This window comes from Neobacillus massiliamazoniensis (assembly GCF_001048695.1).
Lineage (GTDB): Bacteria > Bacillota > Bacilli > Bacillales > Cytobacillaceae > Neobacillus > Neobacillus massiliamazoniensis.
The window spans coordinates 518,006-540,359 of record NZ_CVRB01000001.1 but is presented as its reverse complement, the minus strand read 5'-3'; the positions used below and the strand labels follow the sequence as shown (position 1 = coordinate 540,359).

Here is a 22,354-nt window from a genome sequence, read left to right as displayed (position 1 = left end):
CATGAATTTTTTTGTCAATGTCCTTTCGATTGATTTCCTTTCGATTGTAATTATCGGCATTCTTGCTGTTTCGTTGATAATCACTTGGTCTGTTACTAGACAACAAAAAATGGTGAACGGGAATTTTGATACGAAAATTGCTGAGCCTTTTCAGAAAAATATCTATACAAGAAATCCCATTTTCTTATCTTATGGAATTTTCTTTGCATTGGTCTTATTCATCATCCTCTTTTTTGCCATCACTTTTTATAAATAGATCTCATATTTTGAGACCTATTTATATTTGTAAATAAAAAATCACTAATTTTTATCATTTTTCTTGGACAAATGGATGGCATTATTTTATTCTTAGAATATTGGCATGAAAAATACCGGCTGTAAAATCCCGGAATTGAATATTTAGGATATAAACATGTCAATTGAGAAACCTAACAGTAGAATGTTTGCTTTTGTGGAAAGGAGATAAGCGTATGTCACAGCTTCAAGGGATATTAACTCGGTTAAAAAATCTACAGGAACAATCTAATAGTGGAGAACCGGCCCAACGTTATTTCGAGGTAAATGGGGAAAGAAAATGTCAGGTAACATTTCATCCCAAAACTGAAACCTTTGAATTAGAAGTATATAACGACAAAGAAAAGCCAAAGCGATATCAATTTGATAATATTGATATGATAACAATTGAAATTTTTGATTTAATCCAATAGGAGCCAATTTTGGTTCCTTTCTTTTTCTTTTTACTTTATGGCTGTGTTAAAGGTCATTGTTGATTTTTAAACAATGTTGATTGGAGCGGAAGGCTCCTCGAAAATGCTAATGCATTTCCTTCGTGCGGTGATGATTCATGGAAGCAGATTCAACGTCCTGCGGGAGTACGGGGCAGGGGAGACCCCGCAGGCGCTTAAGCGCCGAGGAGGCTCCCCGGAACGCCCGCGGATGCTCGCTTCTTGAGCGTAAATCAACAGGCAAGTTTAACACAGCCTATTTTATAAAAGAAATACAGTTATTTGAAAACTATGATAAAATAAATCATGTAGTAAACTAAGATTGAGGAGTTTTCTGTTATGATTAGCATTAACAGTGGGGAGTTTTTAGAATTAACCATTAAGGATTTAATGGTATCCTCAGAACGCGTTGCCCATGTCCAAGTTGGCAATAATCTTGAGCACGCATTATTAGTATTAACAAAAAGTGGTTACACGGCAATTCCAGTTCTTGATCCCCATTACCGGCTCCACGGGTTAATCAGTACCCCCATTATTATGGATTCCATCCTGGGACTGGAAAGAATTGAATTTGAAAAACTTGAGGAAAAACGAGTCGAAGAAGTTATGAAAAAGGATATTCCAAGTATCAAAATATCTGCTTCATTATTAAAATGCCTTGGTTTGCTTGTTGATCATCCATTTATTTGCATCGAAACCGAGGATGGCTTTTTTGACGGAATTTTACCAAGAAGTACAGTTTTAAACCAATTAAATAACATTGTAAAAAGGTTCAAGCAAACAAAATGAGGATGTCCCTAAGTGTATGACCTCTCGCTTATCAATCAATTTATAGTCGCTTAATAAACAATGGGCAGCTATAAATTGTAGGGTGAGGGGTCTGATACTTTGTTAATGGGCATCCTCATTTTATTTGATCATTTGAAGTGAAATAAAGGACGATTGCATTTATAATATAAGAAAAATAATAAAGAGGGATGAACTTGTCCTCATTGTCTGAATTTCAATTATTATCAGTTTTAGCACAGGAAATGAATATGCGTAAAGCATCAGAACGGTTATTTGTTTCGCAGCCGGCATTGTCGCAGCGATTGCAAACAATTGAGAAAGAATGGGGAACAAAATTATTTATCCGCTCCCAAAAAGGGCTGGCCCTTACACCAGCCGGTGAGCACGTGATTCAATTTGTTAATGATGTCCTCAATAAACAAGAAAAGGTTAGGGAAACCATCCACGCCCTTCAAGATGGTGTTTCTGGAACATTAAAAATTGCTGTAGCATCGATCGTGGGTCAAAACTGGCTTCCTCAGGTCTTAAAGAAATTTATCGATACATATCCACAAGCGAAAATTTCTCTAGTAACAGGCTGGAGTAGTGAGATATTAAAATGTTTATATGATGATCAGGTACATATTGGAATTATTAGAGGAACACCAGATTGGAAAGGTTTAAAAATTCATCTTTTTAGCGATCAATTATTATTAGTCGATCGAGAAATAACTAGACCTGAACAAGTATTAGAGACAGAACGCCCTTTTATCCAATTTAAAAGTGATTCGAATTATTATCAAGAAATTCAAGATTGGTGGATGCGTAATTTTAAAACTTATCCAAAAAAGACCATCGTCGTTGACCAAATTGAAACATGTAAGCAAATGACATTTAATGGCATTGGTTATTCGATTTTACCTGCAATTACCTTAAATCATACAGAGAAGAACCTTTTTAAGATTCCACTTGTTGATGAGAACGGGGAACCCCTAAAACGTGATACTTGGTTATTAGGATATGAGTCGGCGTTTCAATTAAAGCAGGTCAGTGCGTTTGTGGAATTAATAAAAGAATATATTAGTGAATTCCATTCATAGAAAAATTCTTGTCATTGATTGGCTTGTTTGTTACATTATTTTTTAAAGATATGAAAAAATTTGACTTCGAGAATTGTCCAGTACCAGCGCATTTCTAATTAGGGAGGGAAAATGATGGATGCACATGAGATTATTTCTTTTATCGCAAATAGTAAAAAATCGACACCAGTAAAGGTTTATGTAAAAGGTGATTTAGCTGAAATTGATTTTGGTAGTAATACTAAGACCTTCATTAACGGGAATACTGGGGTTGTTTTCGGTGAATGGTCTGAGATCGAAGCAATCTTAGAGGTACATAAAGATAAGATTGAGGATAAGGTAGTTGAGAGTGATCGTCGTAATTCAGCAATTCCATTATTAGATACAAAGGCCACCAATGCTCGAATTGAACCCGGTGTAATTATTCGCGACCAAGTCGAAATTGGGGATAATGCAGTCATCATGATGGGAGCTGTTATCAATATCGGAGCGGTAATCGGTGAAAAAACGATGATTGATATGGGTGTAGTATTGGGTGGAAGAGCAACCGTCGGGAAGAATTGCCACATCGGTGCCGGTACTGTTTTAGCGGGTGTCATCGAACCGCCATCTGCACAGCCAGTTATTATTGAGGATGATGTTCTAATAGGTGCAAATGCCGTTGTACTTGAAGGTGTGAGAGTTGGAAAAGGGTCTGTTGTTGCTGCAGGTGCCGTCGTTACGAAAGACGTTGCTCCTTATACAGTAGTGGCTGGAACTCCAGCAAGAAAAATTAAAGATATTGATGAGAAAACTAAATCGAAAACGGAAATTATGCAGGAATTGCGTCAATTATAAAATGAGTAAAGCGTGGATGATGTTCCACGCTTCTTTTATAGAATGCTATGTTAAAGGTCAATGTTGATTTTTGAAACTATGTTGATTGGAGCGGAAGGTGCGAGATCCTCGAAAATGCTATCGCATTTCCTTCGTGTGGTGTTGATTCAAGGATGCTAATTCAACGTCCTGCGGGAGTACGGGGCCGGGGAGACCACACAGGCGCTTAAGCGCCGAGTAGGATCCCTGGAACGCCCGCGGATGCTCGCTTCTTGAGCGTAAATCAACAGGGAAGTTTAACAAAGCCTTGTAGAAAGGGGTACTAGAAGATGAATCCATTTGTAAAGATCCGTCGTGAGCTTCATCAAATTCCAGAATTGGGTTTTCAAGAGTTTAAAACTCAAGCATATCTACTAAGTTACATAGAATCCCTTCCCCAAGAACGGATGACCATAAAAAAATGGGAGACTGGTTTGTTTGTAAAAATTCATGGTTTACATCCAGAAAAAACAATAGGTTATAGAACAGACATAGATGGCTTACCGATTGTGGAGGAAACGAATCTTTCCTTTTCTTCTACCCATGAGGCGCAAATGCATGCTTGCGGTCATGATTTTCATATGAGTATTACCCTTGGAATATTAACCTATTTCGTCGAACAGCCTATCAATGATGATCTTCTATTTATTTTTCAGCCTGCCGAGGAAGGACCGGGTGGGGCAGAACCAATGTTAAAATCGGAAATGATGCGAGAATGGAAGCCAGATATAATTTTTGCCCTGCATATTGCCCCAGAGTATCCGGTTGGTACCATATCCTTAAAGGAAGGTTTGTTATTTGCGAACACTTCAGAGTTGTTTATCGACTTAAAAGGAAAAGGTGGACACGCCGCATACCCTCATCAAACGAATGATATGATTATTGCCGCTTGTAACTTAGTAAACCAACTCCAAACCATCATATCAAGAAATGTGAATCCTCTAGATAGTGCGGTCATCACGATTGGAAAAATAACCGGAGGCACAGTTCAAAATATTATTGCAGAAAGAGCGCGACTTGAAGGAACCATTCGAACCTTAACATCGGATTCGATGACGAAGGTAAAGCAGCGTATCAAAGCTCTCGTAAATGGAATTGAAACAGGCTTTGAATGCGAAGCTAAAATCGACTTTGGTGCAATGTATTATCAAGTGTATAACGATGAAAAACTAGCAAGAGATTTTATTGAATTTGTAAGGAATGAAACGAAATACGAGGTGATTGAATGCAGGGAGGCTATGACTGGCGAGGATTTTGGTTATATGCTTGCAGAAATCCCCGGATTCATGTTTTGGCTTGGGGTAGACTCACTCTACGGCTTACACCATGCCAAGTTAAACCCGAATGAGGATGCCATCAGCGTGGCCATTGATATAATTACTAGTTATATTACCATTATAGGAAACAACTGAAAGTCGTTTTATTTTATTCTTTGTTTCAATCATGCTAAACTAATAGCAAATTAAGGTATTATTTTTGCAAAAACAATAGGTTTATTCATATTGTCATTAGGGTAAAGCTATTAAGAGGAGTTTTCTTAGTTATAATTAATATTAAATTAAATTAATTATAATTTAATGTTGACTCTAATTTATAATTGATTTATAATAAAAATTGTCGAACGATAGCAATTAATCATTGCTATAAAAACAATTAATTCACTTTTATGGAGGGATTCATTATGCCAGAACGTATGGTAGGGAAACAAGCTCCACGCTTTGAAATGGAAGCTGTAATGCCGAACAAAGAAATTGGAAAAGTAAGTCTAGAAGAAAATATGAAAAACGATAAATGGACAGTATTGTTCTTTTATCCAATGGATTTTACCTTTGTATGTCCAACTGAAATAGTTGCTATTTCTGAACGCTATGAAGAATTTGACGATCTTGATGCAGTCGTAATTGGCGCGTCTACAGACACAGTTTATACACACCTTGCTTGGATTAATACTGACCGTAAAGAAAATGGATTGGGTCAATTGAAATATCCATTAGCAGCTGATACCAACCATGTTGTTTCACGCGAATATGGTGTTTTAATTGAAGAGGAAGGAATTGCCCTTCGCGGTTTATACATCATCAATCCTGAAGGCGAATTAATGTACGCTGTTGTTCACCACAATAATATCGGTCGTGAAGTAGATGAAGTTTTACGTGTTCTTCAAGCTTTACAAACCGGCGGTCTTTGCCCTGCAAACTGGAAGCCAGGACAAGCACTTTTAGAAGAATAAATCCAAAAAGCAGCTGTAGCCGAAGTGACCTCAGGTGGGCTAGGTACTATAGCTGGACCATATTTAAACTTGTAATGTGAGACCTAACCTTTTTATTAGAGTTAGGTCTTTTTTAAAAAGGAGGTAATCCAATGAAATTACGTGAGCCAATGCCGGAATTAATCGGTGCAACAGAATGGTTAAACGGAGAGGTAACAAAATCTGATTTAATTGGCGAAAAACCTACGCTGATTCATTTCTGGTCAATCAGCTGTCATTTATGCAAAGAGGCCATGCCGCAGGTAAATCAATTTCGAGATGATTTTAAAGATAAATTAAATGTTGTGGCTGTTCATATGCCAAGATCAGAGAATGACTTGAATATTGATGAAATTAAGCAAGTGGCTGCTGAACATGGAATTACACAACCTATTTTTGTTGACAGCAACCATAAATTGACGGATGCCTTTCAAAATCAATATGTTCCTGCATATTATGTATTTGACCGCAATGGCATGCTTCGCCACTTCCAGGCAGGAGGAAGCGGCATGAAAATGCTTGAAAAACGGGTTAACAGGGTCTTAGATGAACTAGAAAAAACAGAATAAGTTAAAGAATAACGAGACTGTTCAAACAAATGAGCAGTCTTTTTTATTAGTTATAAATAAAGATTCCATATTTCTTGTAACTTTACCATTTTTTTCTCGTCGGTATTTGAAACAGGTAATTTCTTTTGAGTACTACGATAGAAAAAAGGGGTGTCGAGAAATTTGAAAAAGCTAATATTTGTCTTTCCAATTCTTATTTTTTGCTCCATTTTGTTTCTTTTTGGCTGTAGTTCGAACAGTAAAAGCGATGGGGCCAAAATGAGTGATTTAAGGAATACGGCTGATTCTGCTAAAAGTGAAAAATCTGTAGCTATTTCCAGTGATTCAACTAAAAATGATAAAAAAACTGCTGAGAAAATAGATGTTCCTCATCAAAAGGTTATATATCAAGCTGATTTACAGCTTAGGGTAAAAAATTTTGAAAAAACGGTTCAAAATCTTGAAGAAAAAGTGAATCATTTTGGGGGCTATATTGCAGAATCTGATGTGACCAAAGAAGGTAAAGAGCAATTACGTGGTAGAATGAAAATCCGAATTCCTCAAACGAATTTTCAGGATTTTTTACATGAGGCACAAGGGCAGGCTACCGAGGTTATTCAAAGAAATATAACAGGTCAGGATGTAACCGAGGAATATGTCGACTTAGAATCGAGGTTAAAATCAAAGACGGTGGTTGCCGAAAGATTAACTTCTTTTATGAAAAGTGCCGAAAAAACAGAAGATTTATTGAAAATTTCCAAAGATTTAGCTTCTGTTCAGGAGGAAATTGAAACAATTGAAGGAAGAATGAAGTTTCTCGATAATCAAACATCCCTATCTACGATCACGATTACCCTTTATGAAAACAAAGTTATTATTCCTGAAATTGATAATGATAAATTGAATACTTGGGAAAAGACAAAAAAGCAGTTTATGAAAAGTGTCAATATACTTCTAGTAGCATTATCTGACCTGACTGTGTTTCTTTTTGGAAATTTGCCGATTCTCATTATTTTATTATTATTCGGTCTAGCAATTTTCCTTACTATTAAAAAAATCAGAAAAGGTAAACATCGAGAATAAAAGTTTTAATCGAGAGTATTCAATCTATGATAAAATGATATGAAAAAAGAACAGTTATTTCTGGGGGGAGTAATCGTGAAGAAGAATTTTGCTGTCATAGGTCTTGGTAGATTTGGGGGAAGTATATGCCGTACTCTTGCCAATCAGGGAATTGAAGTATTAGCGATTGATAAAAATGAGGAGCGCGTAAATGAATTTTCAATGATTGCCTCCCATGCGGTAGTGGGTGATTCAACTGACGAGACTGTTTTGAAAAGTATCGGAATCCGTAATTTTGATCATGTTATTGTGGCAATCGGGGATGATATTCAATCCAGTATTTTAACCACTCTAATTTTAAAGGAATTAGGGGTGCCTATTATAACGGCTAAGGCTCAAAACGATTATCATGAAAAAGTTCTCCGAAAGATAGGTGCCGACCGGGTTGTTCACCCAGAAAGAGACATGGGGGAAAGAATTGCGAACAATATGGCATCAAACAGTGTACTTGATTATCTTGAGTTATCTGCAGAACATAGCATTGTTGAGATTGTAGCGAACGGAAAAATTGGCGGCAATACCATTATTGATTTAGATATTCGCAAGAAATATGGCTTGAATATTGTTGCAATTAAAAGAGGAGAAGAATTAATTGTGTCGCCACAGGCAAAAGAAACCATTCATCATAATGACATATTGATTGTTATCGGTAACGATAGTGACATCGATCGCTTTGAAAAAAAGGTAATGTAATATAGAAAAGCGAAAGCGCCTGTGCAAGGCGCTTTCGCTTTTCTTATACTTCCATAATAATCGGTAAGATCATTGGCTTACGCTTTGTTTTTTCATAAAGGAAAGGTGCCAGCGTGTCTGTAATTTCATTTTTGATTTCCGACCATTGGCTTGTTTTTCGTTCCATCACTTTATTTAAATGCTTTGTAATTAAATTTTGAGCGTCATTGATTAAATCACCTGATTCTCTCATGTAAACAAAACCTCTTGAAATCAGGTCAGGCCCTGAAGCTATTTTGAATTCCTTCATGTTAATGCTAACAACAACAACCACTAGCCCTTCTTCTGAAAGAATTCTGCGATCACGTAAGACAATGTTTCCAATGTCCCCAACACCGCTTCCATCAATATAAACAGAACCAGATGGGATTTTTCCCGCTACTTGAGCAGTATTTTCAGAGAGTGCCAATACTTCACCATTATCCATAATAAAACAATTTTCCTCTTCAACACCACAGTCAACTGCAAGCTTAGCATGCATTCTTTGCATCCGATATTCGCCATGAATAGGCATAAAGAATTTCGGTCGGATTAACCGTAGCATTAGCTTTTGCTCTTCCTGACCGCCATGACCAGAAGTATGAATATTACTTAGCTTACCATGAATAACTTCTGCACCTGCTCGGAATAAGGCGTTAATGGTTCGGCTGACACTAATGGTATTGCCCGGAATAGGAGAAGAAGAAAACACAACGGTATCTCCCGGAATAATTTGAATTTGGCGATGTGTTCCATTTGCAATCCTCGAAAGAGCTGCCATTGGTTCACCTTGACTGCCTGTACAAAGAATAGTTACCTTATCAGCGGGCAAGCGATTAATTTGCTGTGCATCAATAAAGGTTTCCTTTGGTGCACTAATATAGCCCAAATCTAATCCGATATTGATGGCGGCTTCCATGCTACGACCAAACACAGCGATTTTCCGTCCGTTGGACACAGCTGCTTCGACAACTTGCTGTAGTCTATGAATATTCGATGCAAACGTTGCGAAAATAACCCGGCCTTCCACTTTTCGGAAAATATCATGAATACTTTCGCCAACTCGACGTTCCGACATCGTAAATTCAGGTATTTCACTATTTGTGCTATCTGATAGTAAACATAAGACGCCTTCTTTACCGATTTCGGCCATTTTTGTTAAATTAGCAGGTTCACCAACTGGGGTAAAATCGAATTTAAAGTCGCCTGTATGAACAATTTGACCCGGAGGGGTTTTTACAACAATTCCATAAGAATCAGGAATACTGTGGGTAGTACGGAAAAAGGAAACTGATGTTTTACGGAATTTAATTACATCATCTTCTTTTATGTCAATCAGCTTGGTATTTCTTAATAAACCATGTTCCTCCAGTTTATTCTTAATTAAACCAAGAGCCAATTTCCCACCATATATCGGAATATTAATTTGTTTTAACAAATAAGGGATACCGCCAATATGGTCCTCATGACCATGGGTTACAAATAAACCTTTTATTTTTTCCTCATTTTTTACTAAATACGTATAATCAGGAATGACATAATCAATACCTAAAAGTTCGTCTTCAGGGAACTTTATTCCCGCATCAATTAAAATAATTTCATCCTGAAATTGAACTGCATAGGTGTTTTTGCCAATTTCCCCTAAACCACCTAAGGCAAAAACAGCAGTTTGGTCATTTTTTACAAATTTCATAAATTATCAAATCTCCAATACTTTATAGTCTTCATTTTGTTGTTCATATTGTAAATACGCTCCTTTTACAGGTTGTACATATTCAATATTATATCCGCGGTCTGCAAGTTTTGACCGGACATCCCTTTCTGATTCTCCAGTAAGATATAATGATTTTGTCTTTTCCCTAACAGGTACTTCTTTAATGCTTTCTTGATAATAAACCTTATATATCATATCAAATCGCTCCTTAATTAAAAATAACTTATTCTATTATATAAAATAATTACAACTTTTTCATTGATTTTCGTTTCATTCCTTAAAATGAAAGAAGTGTCGAGAAGTAAAAAGTATGTAAAAAGGGGTCACTGCTTACAAATTTACAATAAGGAAGGAGCCCTTCGCAAGTTTGAAGGGCTCGAAATTTTTAGGCAATGGATTTTTTACGTAATAAATCTTTCCACTGTTTTAAAAGCTTCTTTCTAAGCTTCTTTAACATAGTGGATCATCTCCTTACTTCTTATTTTAAACCATCCTTGTCCAATGTAAAGAAAACCATGACAGATTAAAGAAGATTTTTTAAAAATAATATTTTTTTTTTACTATTATTATATGATGAAAATGTCGATTCTTTCATGGATAATGATGGAATTCTGATGACGGAATGGTTGTTTGACAAAAATTCACGTAAGGTTTAGTGTTTTAACATGCATTTTCGTAGAGGAAAGTGATAAAATTGTTCAAACTTTTTCATACGAAAAGATAAAGGAGTTTTTGCACGATGAAAAAAATTGTTTTTTTTGATATAGATGGAACATTACTTGATCATGAAAAAAAACTGCCCAATAGTACAAAAGAAGCAATCCGATTATTAAAGGAAAATGGGGTATTTACAGCTATTGCTACTGGACGGGCCCCATTTATGTTTGAAGGCTTACGGAAGGAGCTTGAAATAGACTCTTATGTAAGCTTTAATGGACAATTTGTTGTTTTTGAAAATCAAGTCATTTTTGAAAATCCCCTTCAAGAGGAGGACCTAAAAAGGTTCTTGAGTGAAACGAAAAAAAATAATCATCCGCTGATTTTTATGAATGATCAAACAATGAAAGCATCTGTCAATTATCATTCATTTATTGAAACTAGTATGGGAAGCTTAAAGTTTCCGCATCCTGATCATGATGTAAACTTTTTTATGAATAGAAATATATATCAAAGCTTGCTTTTTTGTCAGGAACAAGAGGAAAAAATCTATTTTAACGACTTTCCAAATTTCAATTTTATAAGATGGCATCCATATTCTGTCGATATTCTTCCGCAAGGGGGTTCAAAGACAGCAGGTATCAAGAAAATGATTGAGCGATTAGGTTTCGATTTAGAGGATGTTTTTGCTTTTGGGGATGGTTTAAATGATTTAGAAATGTTACAGGCAGTTGGAACTGGCGTTGCGATGGGAAATAGTGTTCCTGAAGCAAAAGAAGAAGCGGATTTGATCACAACAGATGTTTCCGAAGACGGCATATGGAATGGATTAAAAGAGCTACAGCTTATTTAAAAAAAGAGGCTGTCCCAAATGGTATCAGGCACCACTATATGTACAAAGTTCATGATAATTTTTCCGCAATGTTGATTTGAGCGGAAGGCGTTCGACTCCTCGACAATGCTATCGCATTTCCTTCGTGCGTGGGCGGATTCGAGGATGTAATTCAATGTCCTGCGGGAGTACGGGGCAGGGGAGACCCCGCAGGTGCGGGTAGCGCCGAGGAGGCTCCTCGGACCGCCCTCGGATGCTCGCTTCTTGAGCGGAAATCAACAGACAAGTTTAACAGACCATTAATAAAAAGGGGGTGCCCCTAAAAGTCATCATACTTTTGGGACACCCCCTTTCCGCTTTTCTTATTGTCCAGCTCCAGCGCCTAGCCCCTCGGGTCATAAGCCACTCCCAAAATGAAGGCAAAAAGCGCCTTCTTTTTGGAATCGTCTTATGCCTGTCAGGGCTGACCAAGGCGCTTCCTCTTTTCTTATTGTCCAGCTCCAGGAGCCTTCCGCTTTTCTTATTGTCCAGCTACAGCGCCTAGCCCCTCGGGTCATAAGCCACTCCCAAAATGAAGGCAAAAAGCGCCTTCTTTTTGGAATCGTCTTATGCCTGTCGGGGCTGACCAAGGCGCTTCCGCTTTTCTTATTACTTCTCTATTTCAATTGCCCCTTCAATCGGTTTAAGAGGGTCTTTCTTATTGATATGATCATAAAACATGATTCCGTTTAAATGATCGATTTCATGCTGGAAGCAAATCGAGGGGAGTCCTTTTAAGCGAAGCTTAACCTCTTCACCATTGACATCATACCCCTTTACTGTAACTCGAGCATACCTTGGTACGTAGCCTGGAAAGGCTTCATCTACAGAAAGGCAACCTTCCCCTGAAGATAGGTAAGCTTGTTCTACTGAATGACTAACAATTTTAGGGTTAAACAAAGCGTAACTAAATAAATTTCCTTTATCATCTTGTAAATGGACAGCAATCATCCGTTTTGAAACATTTATTTGCGGTGCTGCAAGGCCGATTCCTGCACGAAGTCCGTGTTGAGAGGCGATTTCAGGGTTCTGACTGTTTTTTACGTATTCTAAAAGGCTTATTAATATTTGTTTGTCTTCTTCAGATGGAGGCATTGCAACTTCCTCCGCCACCATTCTGAGTGTTGGGTGACCGTCCCGAATAATATCGTCCATTAATAACATGATTTATTCACTCCTGTATTAACTAAGAAAATGTTCATAATAAACAGTCTATCAAACATTTTATAAAAAGTTAACCATTCAGTTCATTAAAGATGCTATTATAAAAGCGTAGTGTATGATTTTGGAAAAAAGAAATCTTCTGATCTTTTTTGAATAGATTAAGGGCGCAATGATCCTTTATCAATCATTTACCGAGATATAAAGAATAGGGGGTCTTCAATTGAAGTTAAAAAGCGAAAAACGTTTTATATACATCTTTTTTGCTTCAGCATTGTTGCTTTCAGGGTGCTTTAATCAGGAGACAGCTGTCGATAAAATATATAAACTTTTAGAGAATGTTGTTTCTTCTGAAAAGGTATTTGAAGAACAGCAGGAGCCACTTATTACATTAGAAAAGAAAGAAAAGGATAATTATGATCAAATCATTGGCCTTGGTATGAAACAATATGACCAGATTGTCAAGCTTTCTGATGAGGCAATAAAAATGGCAGATGAACGAAAAGGGTATATGGAGAAAGAAACAAAAAGTTTAAAGGAGTCGGAAAAAAAATTTAACAAAGTAAAAGACCTGATTCCTGACATAAAAGATCCTGAACTTACGAAGTTAGCTAATGAACTTTATGATGTTATGCAAAAAAGATATCAAGCACATGATGAACTATATAATGAATACGTCGAAGGAATAAAAAATGATAAAGAATTATATCTAATGTTTAAAGATAAAAATCTGTCAATTGCTGACCTTGAAGCCCAAGTAAATAAGGTGAATCAAACATACGAGAAAATTTTTACTGCCAATAATCAATTTAATCAACTAACAGATGAATACAACGCAAAGAAAAAAATGTTTTATCAAAAGGCAGGGATCAATTCAAAATAACAAAATGCACATACAAAGAAATCGGCTATAATAGGTCGATTTCTTTTTCTTTACTATAACAAAAACGAATCTTCATGAATTTTATATAACAGTTTTTATAAAAAATATAATACAGTTCCTAAATGTTTATATTATATTATTAATATGAAAATGATGAAAAATTATTATGCATAGTATTTGACGTGTAATTATTGTTGATGTAAACTAAATTTTGCAATTGTTTATTGTATCATTTTTACTACATAAACAACTGATACAGGATTGTGTGTTGGTAGAATTAAGATTTTCGTGTAATCTATTCAATTTTGTGAAAAGCTATGAATAATATGCTTAACATCACTAGCTAACATACCAAATGAGTGTATTCTGTTACCCAATTTCACTATGTATTATGGGTAAAATGTTTAATGGAATTTATTTTAAATATTATGTTTTGAAAAGAAAGGAAGAGGTGACTTTAGATGGCATCTAAACTTAAGAACGCCCCGCTCGATGCAAAAAAAGCACTCGAGGAAGTAGAAGGACAATTTCAAACGCTGCAAATTTTAAATGAAGAAGGCGAAGTTGTAAATGAAGCAGCGATGCCAAATTTAACGGATGAGCAGCTTCAAGAATTAATGCGTCGAATGGTTTACACACGTATTCTTGACCAAAGGTCAATTTCGTTAAATCGCCAAGGGAGACTTGGTTTCTATGCTCCAACAGCCGGACAGGAAGCATCTCAGTTAGCTTCCCAATTTGCACTTGAAAAAGAAGACTTTATCCTTCCGGGTTATCGTGATGTTCCACAATTGATTTGGCATGGTTTACCACTTTATCAAGCCTTTTTATTCTCTCGCGGACACTTCCAAGGTAATCAAATTCCTGAGGGTGTAAACGTTTTATCACCACAAATCATTATCGGTGCTCAATATGTCCAAACAGCTGGTGTTGCATTAGGGATGAAAAAGAAGGGTGCTAAATCTGTTGCCATTACTTATACAGGTGACGGCGGTGCATCTCAAGGGGATTTCTATGAAGGAATTAACTTTGCCGGTGCATTTAAAGCACCTGCCATCTTTATTGTGCAAAATAACCGCTTTGCTATTTCAACTCCAGTTGAAAAGCAATCCGCTGCTAAGACGGTAGCACAAAAAGCAGTAGCCGCTGGGATTCCTGGTATTCAAGTTGACGGAATGGATCCATTAGCTGTTTATGCTGCGGTACATGATGCACGTGAACGTGCCATTAATGGAGAAGGACCTACCTTAATCGAAACATTAACTTATCGTTACGGCCCACATACAATGGCTGGTGATGACCCAACACGTTATCGTACAGCAGAACTTGATAACGAATGGGAAAAGAAAGATCCACTTGTACGTTTCCGTAAGTTCCTTGAAAAGAAAGGACTTTGGAATGAAGAAAAAGAAAACCAAGTAATTGACCAGGCAAAAGAAGACATTAAAGAAGCCATTAAAAAAGCGGACGCGGCTCCAAAGCAAAAGGTAACGGATTTAATGTCAATTATGTTCGAAGAAATGCCATTTAACCTTAAAGAACAATATGAAATTTATCAAGCAAAGGAGTCGAAGTAAGTCATGGCTCAAATGACAATGATACAAGCGATTACTGATGCACTACGTACAGAGTTGCGTAATGATCCAAATACGTTAATTTTCGGTGAAGACGTTGGAGTAAATGGCGGTGTATTCCGTGCAACAGAAGGACTTTTAAAAGAATTCGGCGAAGACCGGGTTTTTGATACTCCCTTAGCAGAATCTGGTATTGGTGGTTTATCAATAGGTTTAGCATTACAAGGGTTCCGTCCAATTCCTGAAATTCAATTCTTTGGCTTTGTTTTTGAAGTAATGGATTCTATTGCAGGTCAAATGTCACGTATGCGCTACCGTTCTGGTGGCCGTTACAATATGCCAATTACTGTCCGTTCTCCTTTTGGAGGCGGGGTTCATACTCCTGAGCTACACTCTGATAGCTTAGAAGGATTAATGGCACAAACTCCTGGATTAAAAGTAGTTGTGCCTTCGACACCTTACGATGCAAAAGGATTATTAATTTCATCTATTCGTGATAACGATCCAGTCGTTTTCCTTGAGCATTTAAAATTATATCGTGCTTTCCGCCAAGAAGTTCCTGAAGGTGAATACACCATTCCAATTGGTAAAGCTGACGTAAAACGTGAAGGTACTGATTTATCCATTATTACTTACGGTGCAATGGTTCATGAATCATTAAAAGCAGCTGAAGAGCTTGAAAAAGAGGGTTATTCAGTTGAAGTTGTTGACTTGCGTACCATTAGTCCACTTGATATTGAAACCATTATTGCATCAGTTGAAAAAACTGGTCGTGCAATGGTTGTTCAAGAAGCTCAAAAGCAGGCTGGTGTCGCTGCAAACGTTGTAGCAGAGATTAATGACCGTGCAATTCTAAGCCTTGAAGCACCTGTTTTACGCGTAACAGCTGCAGATACAATTTATCCATTCTCTCAAGCAGAAACAGCTTGGCTTCCGAACTATAAAGATGTAATAGAAACAGCTAAAAAAGTATTAACATTCTAAAAACTAGTTGGGAAATAGTTTAGGCTGTTTCCCTGTTAAATTTCGATAGATTTTGCAGGTAGACCTGAATAATAGGAGGATGAATCGAAGTGTCATTTCAATTTAAGATGCCTGACATTGGTGAAGGAATTCACGAGGGTGAAATTGTAAAATGGTTTATCAAGCCCGGAGATAAAGTTCAAGAAGATGATGTTCTTTGCGAAATTCAAAATGATAAAGCAGTAGTTGAAATTCCTTCCCCTGTTGAAGGGACAGTTCTTGAAGTATTAGTAGGAGAGGGTACTGTAGCAACTGTAGGACAAGTTCTTGTTACATTTGATGCACCTGGATACGAGAACCTTCAATTTAAAGGGGATCATGGTGAAGAAGCGCCAAAGCAGGAAGAAAAGGCAGCTCCTGCTCCAGAAGCAAAGCAAGATCCAGTTCCACAAGCAGCAGCAGTTAGTGCACAACCGCAGGATCCAAACCGCCGCGTTATTGCTATGCCATCTGTCCGTAAATATGCACGTGAAAAAGGAATCGATATTCGATTAGTTGCCGGTACTGGTGAAAATGGCCGTGTGTTGAAAAATGATATTGATGCATTTTTAACAGGTGGAGCTCAGGCTGCCGCACCTCAAGCAGAACCTACAGCAGAAGCACCACAAGCGGAAGCGCCAAAAGCAGCAGCTCCAATTCCTCAAGGGGAATATCCAGAAACACGTGAGAAAATGAGCGGTATTAGGAAAGCAATTGCAAAAGCAATGGTTAATTCGAAGCACACAGCTCCTCACGTAACTTTAATGGATGAAGTAGATGTAACTAAGCTAGTCGCGCATCGTAAAAAATTCAAAGAAGTGGCTGCTGCAAAAGGCATCAAGCTTACTTTCTTGCCATATATCGTAAAAGCATTAACAAGTGCTCTTAGAGAGTATCCTGTATTTAATACTTCCCTTGATGATGCAACAAGTGAGATTATTCATAAGCATTATTTTAATATAGGAATTGCTGCTGATACGGAAAAAGGTTTGTTAGTTCCGGTTGTTAAGGATGCAGACCGTAAGTCAGTATTCAGTATTTCAAATGAAATTAATGAACTTGCAACAAAAGCTCGTGATGGTAAATTAGCCCCTAACGAAATGAAGGGCGCGTCTTGTACAATTTCAAATATTGGTTCCGCAGGCGGCCAATGGTTTACTCCTGTCATTAACCACCCAGAAGTAGCTATTTTAGGTGTAGGGCGTATTGCTGAAAAACCAATTGTAAGAGACGGAGAAATTGTTGCTGCTCCAGTTTTAGCATTATCTTTAAGCTTTGACCACCGTATGATTGACGGTGCAACAGCACAAAATGCATTGAACCATATTAAACGTTTATTGAACGATCCAGAACTTTTGTTAATGGAGGCGTAGAAAATGGTAGTTGGAGATTTCCCAATTGAAACAGATACTATAGTCATCGGTGCTGGTCCTGGAGGCTACGTGGCAGCAATTCGTGCTGCCCAGCTGGGACAAAAAGTGACGATTGTTGAGAAGGAATATGTTGGAGGCGTTTGTTTAAATGTCGGCTGTATTCCTTCCAAAGCGTTAATTGCAGCAGGTCACCGTTATGAAACAGCGATGCACTCTGATGCATTCGGTATTACAGCCGAAAATGTAAAAGTTGATTTTTCAAAGGTTCAACAATTTAAAGCTGGAGTCGTGAACAAATTAACTAGTGGCGTTGAAGGTCTATTAAAAGGAAATAAAGTGAACATCGTTCGTGGTGAAGCTTATTTTGTGGATGCCAATACACTTCGTGTAATGGATGAAACATCAGCGCAAACATACATTTTTAAAAATGCCATTATTGCAACGGGATCACGTCCGATTGAGCTACCTTCATTTAAATATTCAAAACGTGTTCTTAATTCTACCGGAGCCCTTAACCTAAATGAAATTCCAGAAAAAATCGTTGTCATTGGCGGCGGTGTAATCGGGATTGAACTTGGAGGCGCATATGCAAACTTTGGCTGCCAAGTAACCATTTTAGAAGGTGCGGAAGAAATATTAGGTATGGGTGTATTTGATAAGCAAATGGCTTCTCTTGTTAAGCGCACAATGAAGAAAAAAGGTGCAGAATTCTATACAAAAGCATTGGCTAAAGGTGTAGAAGAAACAGAAAACGGTGTAGTGGTAACTTTCGAAACAAAAGGCGAAGAAAAGAAACTAGAAGCAGATTATGTATTTGTAATGGTTGGTCGCCGTCCTAACACTGATGAAATGGGTTTAGAACAAGTTGGTGTAAAATTAAGTGACCGTGGGCTTATTGAAATCGATAAACAATGCCGTACCAATATTAGCAATATCTACGCAATTGGTGATATTGTCCAAGGTCCTCAATTAGCACATAAGGCATCTTATGAAGCAAAAATTGCTGCAGAGGCGATCGCTGGACACACTTCTGAAATCGATTATTTAGGAATTCCTGCAGTTGTATTCTCTGACCCTGAGTTAGCGTCAGTAGGATATACAGAGGAACAAGCTAAAAAAGAAGGCATTGAAGTAACGGCAGCTAAATTCCCATTTGCTGCAAATGGTCGTGCACTCTCACTTGATAGCTCTGATGGTTTCTTAAAACTAATTACTCGTAAAGAAGATGGACTTATTATCGGTGCTCAAATTGCTGGTGCAAGTGCATCAGATATGATTGCTGAACTAGGTCTTGCCATTGAAGCTGGAATGACAGCAGAAGACCTTGCAATGACCATTCATGCTCATCCAACTCTTGGTGAAATTACAATGGAAGCTGCAGAGGTAGCTTTAGGAAGTCCAATCCATATTTTAAAATAAGCTAAACTAAAATCCTTTCCGTATTGGGAAGGATTTTTTCTGTCTTTATTCATGTGTTTTTGCAAGTAATAATGTGGGAAATAATAAAATATCATTTACTTTTATTTCATATACTTTAAACATGATAAAATATTTATTCAAAGATGGTATGAGTGGTGAGAAAAATGAGGGTCTATATGGTGATAATTCTTCAATTTATTATTTGGAGCGGCTATACCTTTATTGAATGGTTATCTAAACATGATCAATTAGTATATAAAGTCATGATGTTTTTTGTATTTTTTTACTTAGCATTTTTAGTTGGGAACTATATTACAAAATCAACACGAAAAACGCTATTTATTACTGCTTTTAGCCTCGTTATTTATACTTCTCTTCATTATACACTAGCTCTTATTATTCACTAAAAAAGCCCAAAATTGGGGTTCAGGCTGTCGAAAAACTTTCGAAAGCCTTATATTTCATTCACTTTCTTTAAGAATTAACCGCGTTAATTTATTTTAATATTATTAATATATAGGCTTTTCAATAGGTCTGTTGATTTGCGCTTCAGGCGCTTCGCTTTCCGCGGGCGTGCAGGGGAGCCTCCTCGGCGCTTTGGATCCTGCAGGGTCTCCCCTGCCCCGTACTCCCGCAGGACATTGAATTACATCCATGAATCCGCCCACGCACGAAGGAAATGCGATAGCATTTTCGAGGAGTCGAGCGCCTTTTGCTCCAATCTACAGGCTAGCATTGACAATTAGTTAATAAAAATCGGGATTTTAGTTCGCTACAAAATAAAAAATTGCCGAGAAAAATACCCTTTCTCGACAATCTGAAAGCGCTAGTAAGGGGCTTTTTTAAAGTTTTATTTCCTTGGATAATAATACATAACTCTACCATTAAAAAGGTGAAGCTCTCCTTGAAGCTTTTTGGCAAGGAATTTGCAAAATTCATTGGCTTTACCCTTATCCCCGAAAGTTGATTGCTCAGGGAGAGTGACTTGAATGTAAGTCTGTTCTCTTTCATCGCCATTTTCATCGCGAATTGTTTCACGGTCTGCTCCAATTAAAATAGCTGAATAGCGTTCATGATTGGAAAATAAATAAAACCATCTTCCTTTTCCTTCTTCTTTTTCTTTAATTTCATAAGGAAACGCTGAGTCTTCATAATTCCAATCTACTTGATTTCCCGTTTTACCGGTAATTTCCTTATAATAGTGAAATAATTCTTTTACTTCATCAATTGTCACTGTTTCTTTTGCAGATGAAGGTACAAGCTTAATATAGGCGCTATTAGCCATCATCAATCCCCCGTCCCATATGATATGCTCTTATATTCTAGCATTGAATAAAATATACTGACAACAGTTTGCTTGTTATTTCAGCGAAAATGAATTATAATAATATTCTAAACATTTAAATAAAAAGGAGGGATCCTATGGAATTATTTGAAAAGCTTTATGATGAACACGAAAATGTAAAGGTGAGATTCATTGGCTTTACAACTGAGCACACCCGTTATGATTTTGGGATTATCTACACAAATATGTTTTTTGGAAAACCTCTAGTCGTCTGCATGCAGACTGGCCGTTCAACACTCCTCGATCCAAAAGAAATTGAAGATACTGAATACCTACAGACCGTATTCCGAATCCCTAATAAGCAGCAAGCAGCAGATTTAGCTGAGTTTTTTAGCGGAATGCTTCCTTCCATTCCTTTTATTACCGAGTATGAATAACATCGCCAAAAAGGTCCAAACGGGCCTTTTTTGTTGTTAATATTTTTTAAATGTGTCATACAAATTAGGCTTGAAAAAATAAATGTGATACATTATTATAATGTTAAGGATAATTTAAACGCTTTCATTTTAAAATATGAAAAGGGGATTGAACACATGGGCACTCTCGTTTGTCAAACATGTAATTCAACAATTGATCATTTTGAAGACGAAAAGGTAACGGTGTTATATTCTAAATGTAATTGCTGTAACGATCATAAACACGAAGAAGAATAAAAGATAAAATGAAACAGGATTCCGCAGTCGGAATCCTGTATTTTTATTTGTTATTTTATTGCCTTATACTCTTTAATAACATGAATGGATTTCATTTCATCATCTTCCGGTCCTTGGACAGGGAGTCCTGCTTCAAGGTTCTTACGGATGTAATGGAGGTTTTCTTTTGTGATGATCTCACCTGGAATAAAAATCGGGATACCCGGTGGATAGACCATGACAAACTCTGCAATAATTCTTCCTTCAGATTCTTCAAAAGGAATAACTTCTGTTTCAGCATAGAAAGCGTCTCTTGGAGTTAAGGCAAGAATAGGAATTTCAGGAAGAAGAACTTTAACTGGTTCAATTTTTTCGGCTCGATGTTCACACTCATTGGCAAGTTCTTTTAATGCCTGTATTAAAAGATCTCCTTCTACTTTTGTATCCCCAATGGTAACAATACAAAGAATGTTATAGAGATCAGATAATTCTACTTCAATATTGTGTTTTTCTCTTAACCACTTTTCTACTTCATACCCTGTTAACCCTAAATCCTTAATGGAAATAATTAATTTAGTTGGATCGTAATCAAAAGTCGCTTCGGACCCAAGTATTTCTTCCCCTACACAATATAAATGATCGATTTCGTTAATTTTTTTTCGGATGGATTGAGCTAACTGGATCGTATTATCAAGTAATTCTCTTCCCTTAGTAACTAATTGCTTACGTGATACATCAAGTGAAGCCAATAATAAATAGGATGTAGAGGTTGTTGTTAGCATGCTTAGAATGGACTGAACATGTTTAGCGGAAACAAGTCCTTCTTTTACATTTAAAATGGAGCTTTGCGTCATCGAACCACCAAGCTTATGGACGCTAGTTGCTGCCATATCAGCACCTGCCTGCATCGCTGATAATGGAAGTTCATCATGGAAATGAATATGAACACCATGAGCTTCATCGACTAATACCGGAATATGATGAGAATGAGCAATTTCAACAATTTTTTTCAAATCTGCTGAAATTCCGAAATACGTTGGGTTGATAACGAGAACACCTTTGGCATCCGGATGTTGTTTGAGAGCTCTTTCAACCGCATCTGGCGTGATTCCATGAGAAATCCCAAGCTTTTCATCAATTTCCGGATGAATAAAGACTGGGATGGCTCCTGAAAAAATAATTGCCGACATGACAGATTTATGAACATTTCTTGGTACAATTATTTTATCTTCAGGTCCACATACAGCCATAATCATGGCCATAATGGCACCGCTTGTCCCTTGAACTGAAAAGAAAGTGCGATCTGCACCAAAAGCCTCAGCAGCAAGGTCTTGAGCTTGTTTAATCATTCCTTTTGGAGCATGAAGATCGTCGAGCGGTCCAATATTGATTAAGTCAATAGAAAGGGCATTATCTCCAATAAAATGACGAAATTCAGGATCAATCCCCGCTCCTTTTTTATGACCGGGAATATGGAATTGAATCGGGTTTCTGTTTGCATGTGCAACTAATCCGCTAAAAAGCGGTGTCTGATTTTGGGACAATTTATTACCACACCTCTTTACATGGAAAATACTCATATCTATAAAAACATAAAACAAATGAATTATAGCATTTATACATTGGCTTGCATAGAAATTTATTATGTTTTTGCTTGGTCCAAGTTA

24 protein-coding genes are annotated in these 22,354 nt (G+C 37.1%); 19 read left to right on the top strand and 5 right to left on the bottom strand.

Annotation, left to right across the window (positions count from 1 at the left end; translation table 11 throughout):
- Position 1: 1 nt before the first annotated feature.
- The 10 genes from BN1082_RS02715 to BN1082_RS02670 all read left to right on the top strand — a co-directional run bounded on the left by BN1082_RS02715 (position 2) and on the right by BN1082_RS02670 (position 8,038).
- Positions 2 to 256, top strand: a complete 255-nt coding sequence (locus tag BN1082_RS02715; protein ID WP_090630494.1) for a hypothetical protein — start codon at positions 2 to 4, stop codon at positions 254 to 256.
- Between the two features lie 214 nt (positions 257 to 470).
- Entirely contained in the window at positions 471 to 707 is a 237-nt protein-coding gene (locus BN1082_RS02710; RefSeq protein WP_090630492.1) for a YkuJ family protein, read from the top strand.
- A 357-nt stretch (positions 708 to 1,064) separates the two neighbouring features.
- Entirely contained in the window at positions 1,065 to 1,514 is a 450-nt protein-coding gene (gene cbpB / locus BN1082_RS02705; protein WP_090630490.1) for a cyclic-di-AMP-binding protein CbpB, read from the top strand.
- Positions 1,515 to 1,702: 188 nt separating this feature from the next.
- Positions 1,703 to 2,593, top strand: coding sequence for a transcriptional regulator CcpC (locus tag BN1082_RS02700; protein WP_176699621.1), 891 nt, complete (start codon positions 1,703 to 1,705; stop codon positions 2,591 to 2,593).
- 111 nt (positions 2,594 to 2,704) lie between these two features.
- Positions 2,705 to 3,409, top strand: a complete 705-nt coding sequence (gene dapD / locus BN1082_RS02695) for a 2,3,4,5-tetrahydropyridine-2,6-dicarboxylate N-acetyltransferase (protein WP_090630485.1) — start codon at positions 2,705 to 2,707, stop codon at positions 3,407 to 3,409.
- Positions 3,410 to 3,717: 308 nt separating this feature from the next.
- Positions 3,718 to 4,839: an N-acetyldiaminopimelate deacetylase gene (locus BN1082_RS02690; RefSeq protein ID WP_090630483.1), complete on the top strand. Its 1,122-nt coding sequence runs from the start codon at positions 3,718 to 3,720 to the stop codon at positions 4,837 to 4,839.
- 269 nt (positions 4,840 to 5,108) lie between these two features.
- On the top strand, positions 5,109 to 5,657 hold the full coding sequence (locus tag BN1082_RS02685) for a peroxiredoxin (RefSeq protein WP_090630482.1): 549 nt from the start codon (positions 5,109 to 5,111) through the stop codon (positions 5,655 to 5,657).
- Between the two features lie 131 nt (positions 5,658 to 5,788).
- Positions 5,789 to 6,244: a TlpA disulfide reductase family protein gene (locus tag BN1082_RS02680; RefSeq protein WP_090630479.1), complete on the top strand. Its 456-nt coding sequence runs from the start codon at positions 5,789 to 5,791 to the stop codon at positions 6,242 to 6,244.
- A gap of 258 nt (positions 6,245 to 6,502) precedes the next feature.
- Positions 6,503 to 7,306, top strand: a complete 804-nt coding sequence (locus BN1082_RS02675; protein WP_245640283.1) for a DUF4349 domain-containing protein — start codon at positions 6,503 to 6,505, stop codon at positions 7,304 to 7,306.
- 75 nt (positions 7,307 to 7,381) lie between these two features.
- Positions 7,382 to 8,038, top strand: coding sequence for a potassium channel family protein (locus BN1082_RS02670; RefSeq protein ID WP_090630473.1), 657 nt, complete (start codon positions 7,382 to 7,384; stop codon positions 8,036 to 8,038).
- Between the two features lie 43 nt (positions 8,039 to 8,081).
- Here the strand turns inward: BN1082_RS02670 and rnjA are convergent, their stop codons facing one another.
- Complete coding sequence (gene rnjA, locus BN1082_RS02665) at positions 8,082 to 9,749, bottom strand: ribonuclease J1 (protein ID WP_090630470.1); 1,668 nt, start codon at positions 9,747 to 9,749, stop codon at positions 8,082 to 8,084.
- Positions 9,750 to 9,755: 6 nt separating this feature from the next.
- Positions 9,756 to 9,965, bottom strand: coding sequence for a DNA-dependent RNA polymerase subunit epsilon (locus BN1082_RS02660; protein ID WP_090630467.1), 210 nt, complete (start codon positions 9,963 to 9,965; stop codon positions 9,756 to 9,758).
- Between the two features lie 544 nt (positions 9,966 to 10,509).
- Here BN1082_RS02660 and BN1082_RS02655 point away from each other — a divergent pair.
- Positions 10,510 to 11,280: a Cof-type HAD-IIB family hydrolase gene (locus BN1082_RS02655; RefSeq protein WP_090630464.1), complete on the top strand. Its 771-nt coding sequence runs from the start codon at positions 10,510 to 10,512 to the stop codon at positions 11,278 to 11,280.
- A gap of 627 nt (positions 11,281 to 11,907) precedes the next feature.
- On the opposite strand, the gene def is transcribed toward BN1082_RS02655, so the two are convergent.
- Complete coding sequence (def, locus tag BN1082_RS02645; RefSeq protein ID WP_090630458.1) at positions 11,908 to 12,462, bottom strand: peptide deformylase; 555 nt, start codon at positions 12,460 to 12,462, stop codon at positions 11,908 to 11,910.
- Positions 12,463 to 12,682: 220 nt separating this feature from the next.
- Between def and BN1082_RS02640 the strand changes: the two genes are divergently transcribed.
- From BN1082_RS02640 to BN1082_RS02615, 6 genes are all read left to right on the top strand, one after another.
- Positions 12,683 to 13,342 (top strand): YkyA family protein, encoded by a 660-nt coding sequence (locus BN1082_RS02640; protein ID WP_090630454.1) that lies wholly within the window; start codon positions 12,683 to 12,685, stop codon positions 13,340 to 13,342.
- 461 nt (positions 13,343 to 13,803) lie between these two features.
- Complete coding sequence (gene pdhA, locus BN1082_RS02635) at positions 13,804 to 14,919, top strand: pyruvate dehydrogenase (acetyl-transferring) E1 component subunit alpha (protein WP_090630451.1); 1,116 nt, start codon at positions 13,804 to 13,806, stop codon at positions 14,917 to 14,919.
- 3 nt (positions 14,920 to 14,922) lie between these two features.
- Positions 14,923 to 15,900 carry an alpha-ketoacid dehydrogenase subunit beta gene (locus tag BN1082_RS02630; RefSeq protein ID WP_090630449.1) on the top strand — a complete coding sequence of 326 codons (978 nt, stop codon included), beginning with the start codon at positions 14,923 to 14,925 and terminating at the stop codon, positions 15,898 to 15,900.
- Between the two features lie 89 nt (positions 15,901 to 15,989).
- Positions 15,990 to 17,291 carry a dihydrolipoamide acetyltransferase family protein gene (locus BN1082_RS02625; RefSeq protein WP_090630446.1) on the top strand — a complete coding sequence of 434 codons (1,302 nt, stop codon included), beginning with the start codon at positions 15,990 to 15,992 and terminating at the stop codon, positions 17,289 to 17,291.
- Between the two features lie 3 nt (positions 17,292 to 17,294).
- Positions 17,295 to 18,710: a dihydrolipoyl dehydrogenase gene (lpdA, locus tag BN1082_RS02620; RefSeq protein WP_090630443.1), complete on the top strand. Its 1,416-nt coding sequence runs from the start codon at positions 17,295 to 17,297 to the stop codon at positions 18,708 to 18,710.
- A 176-nt stretch (positions 18,711 to 18,886) separates the two neighbouring features.
- On the top strand, positions 18,887 to 19,117 hold the full coding sequence (locus BN1082_RS02615) for a hypothetical protein (protein ID WP_342666627.1): 231 nt from the start codon (positions 18,887 to 18,889) through the stop codon (positions 19,115 to 19,117).
- A gap of 443 nt (positions 19,118 to 19,560) precedes the next feature.
- Here BN1082_RS02615 and BN1082_RS02610 read toward each other — a convergent pair whose 3' ends face one another.
- A complete protein-coding gene (locus BN1082_RS02610) occupies positions 19,561 to 19,995 on the bottom strand; it encodes a DUF1885 family protein (protein WP_176699699.1) in 435 nt (144 codons plus the stop codon).
- Between the two features lie 137 nt (positions 19,996 to 20,132).
- On the opposite strand from BN1082_RS02610, the gene BN1082_RS02605 reads away from it, so the two are divergent.
- Positions 20,133 to 20,432 (top strand): DUF3055 domain-containing protein, encoded by a 300-nt coding sequence (locus BN1082_RS02605; protein WP_090630435.1) that lies wholly within the window; start codon positions 20,133 to 20,135, stop codon positions 20,430 to 20,432.
- A 156-nt stretch (positions 20,433 to 20,588) separates the two neighbouring features.
- Positions 20,589 to 20,708 carry a GapA-binding peptide SR1P gene (locus BN1082_RS02600; protein ID WP_090630432.1) on the top strand — a complete coding sequence of 40 codons (120 nt, stop codon included), beginning with the start codon at positions 20,589 to 20,591 and terminating at the stop codon, positions 20,706 to 20,708.
- Positions 20,709 to 20,758: 50 nt separating this feature from the next.
- Here the strand turns inward: BN1082_RS02600 and BN1082_RS02595 are convergent, their stop codons facing one another.
- Positions 20,759 to 22,231: an aminotransferase class I/II-fold pyridoxal phosphate-dependent enzyme gene (locus BN1082_RS02595; RefSeq protein WP_090630429.1), complete on the bottom strand. Its 1,473-nt coding sequence runs from the start codon at positions 22,229 to 22,231 to the stop codon at positions 20,759 to 20,761.
- Between the last annotated feature and the right edge of the window lie 123 nt (positions 22,232 to 22,354).

Coding starts and splice junctions, on each gene's coding strand:
- BN1082_RS02715 (WP_090630494.1), top strand. CDS start 2: ATGAATTTTTTTGTCAATGTCCTTTCGATTGATTTCCTTTCGATTGTA.
- BN1082_RS02710 (WP_090630492.1), top strand. CDS start 471: ATGTCACAGCTTCAAGGGATATTAACTCGGTTAAAAAATCTACAGGAA.
- cbpB (WP_090630490.1), top strand. CDS start 1,065: ATGATTAGCATTAACAGTGGGGAGTTTTTAGAATTAACCATTAAGGAT.
- BN1082_RS02700 (WP_176699621.1), top strand. CDS start 1,703: ATGAACTTGTCCTCATTGTCTGAATTTCAATTATTATCAGTTTTAGCA.
- dapD (WP_090630485.1), top strand. CDS start 2,705: ATGATGGATGCACATGAGATTATTTCTTTTATCGCAAATAGTAAAAAA.
- BN1082_RS02690 (WP_090630483.1), top strand. CDS start 3,718: ATGAATCCATTTGTAAAGATCCGTCGTGAGCTTCATCAAATTCCAGAA.
- BN1082_RS02685 (WP_090630482.1), top strand. CDS start 5,109: ATGCCAGAACGTATGGTAGGGAAACAAGCTCCACGCTTTGAAATGGAA.
- BN1082_RS02680 (WP_090630479.1), top strand. CDS start 5,789: ATGAAATTACGTGAGCCAATGCCGGAATTAATCGGTGCAACAGAATGG.
- BN1082_RS02675 (WP_245640283.1), top strand. CDS start 6,503: ATGAGTGATTTAAGGAATACGGCTGATTCTGCTAAAAGTGAAAAATCT.
- rnjA (WP_090630470.1), bottom strand. CDS start 9,749: ATGAAATTTGTAAAAAATGACCAAACTGCTGTTTTTGCCTTAGGTGGT.
- BN1082_RS02660 (WP_090630467.1), bottom strand. CDS start 9,965: ATGATATATAAGGTTTATTATCAAGAAAGCATTAAAGAAGTACCTGTT.
- BN1082_RS02655 (WP_090630464.1), top strand. CDS start 10,510: ATGAAAAAAATTGTTTTTTTTGATATAGATGGAACATTACTTGATCAT.
- def (WP_090630458.1), bottom strand. CDS start 12,462: ATGTTATTAATGGACGATATTATTCGGGACGGTCACCCAACACTCAGA.
- pdhA (WP_090630451.1), top strand. CDS start 13,804: ATGGCATCTAAACTTAAGAACGCCCCGCTCGATGCAAAAAAAGCACTC.
- BN1082_RS02630 (WP_090630449.1), top strand. CDS start 14,923: ATGGCTCAAATGACAATGATACAAGCGATTACTGATGCACTACGTACA.
- lpdA (WP_090630443.1), top strand. CDS start 17,295: ATGGTAGTTGGAGATTTCCCAATTGAAACAGATACTATAGTCATCGGT.
- BN1082_RS02615 (WP_342666627.1), top strand. CDS start 18,887: ATGGTGATAATTCTTCAATTTATTATTTGGAGCGGCTATACCTTTATT.
- BN1082_RS02610 (WP_176699699.1), bottom strand. CDS start 19,995: ATGGCTAATAGCGCCTATATTAAGCTTGTACCTTCATCTGCAAAAGAA.
- BN1082_RS02605 (WP_090630435.1), top strand. CDS start 20,133: ATGGAATTATTTGAAAAGCTTTATGATGAACACGAAAATGTAAAGGTG.
- BN1082_RS02600 (WP_090630432.1), top strand. CDS start 20,589: ATGGGCACTCTCGTTTGTCAAACATGTAATTCAACAATTGATCATTTT.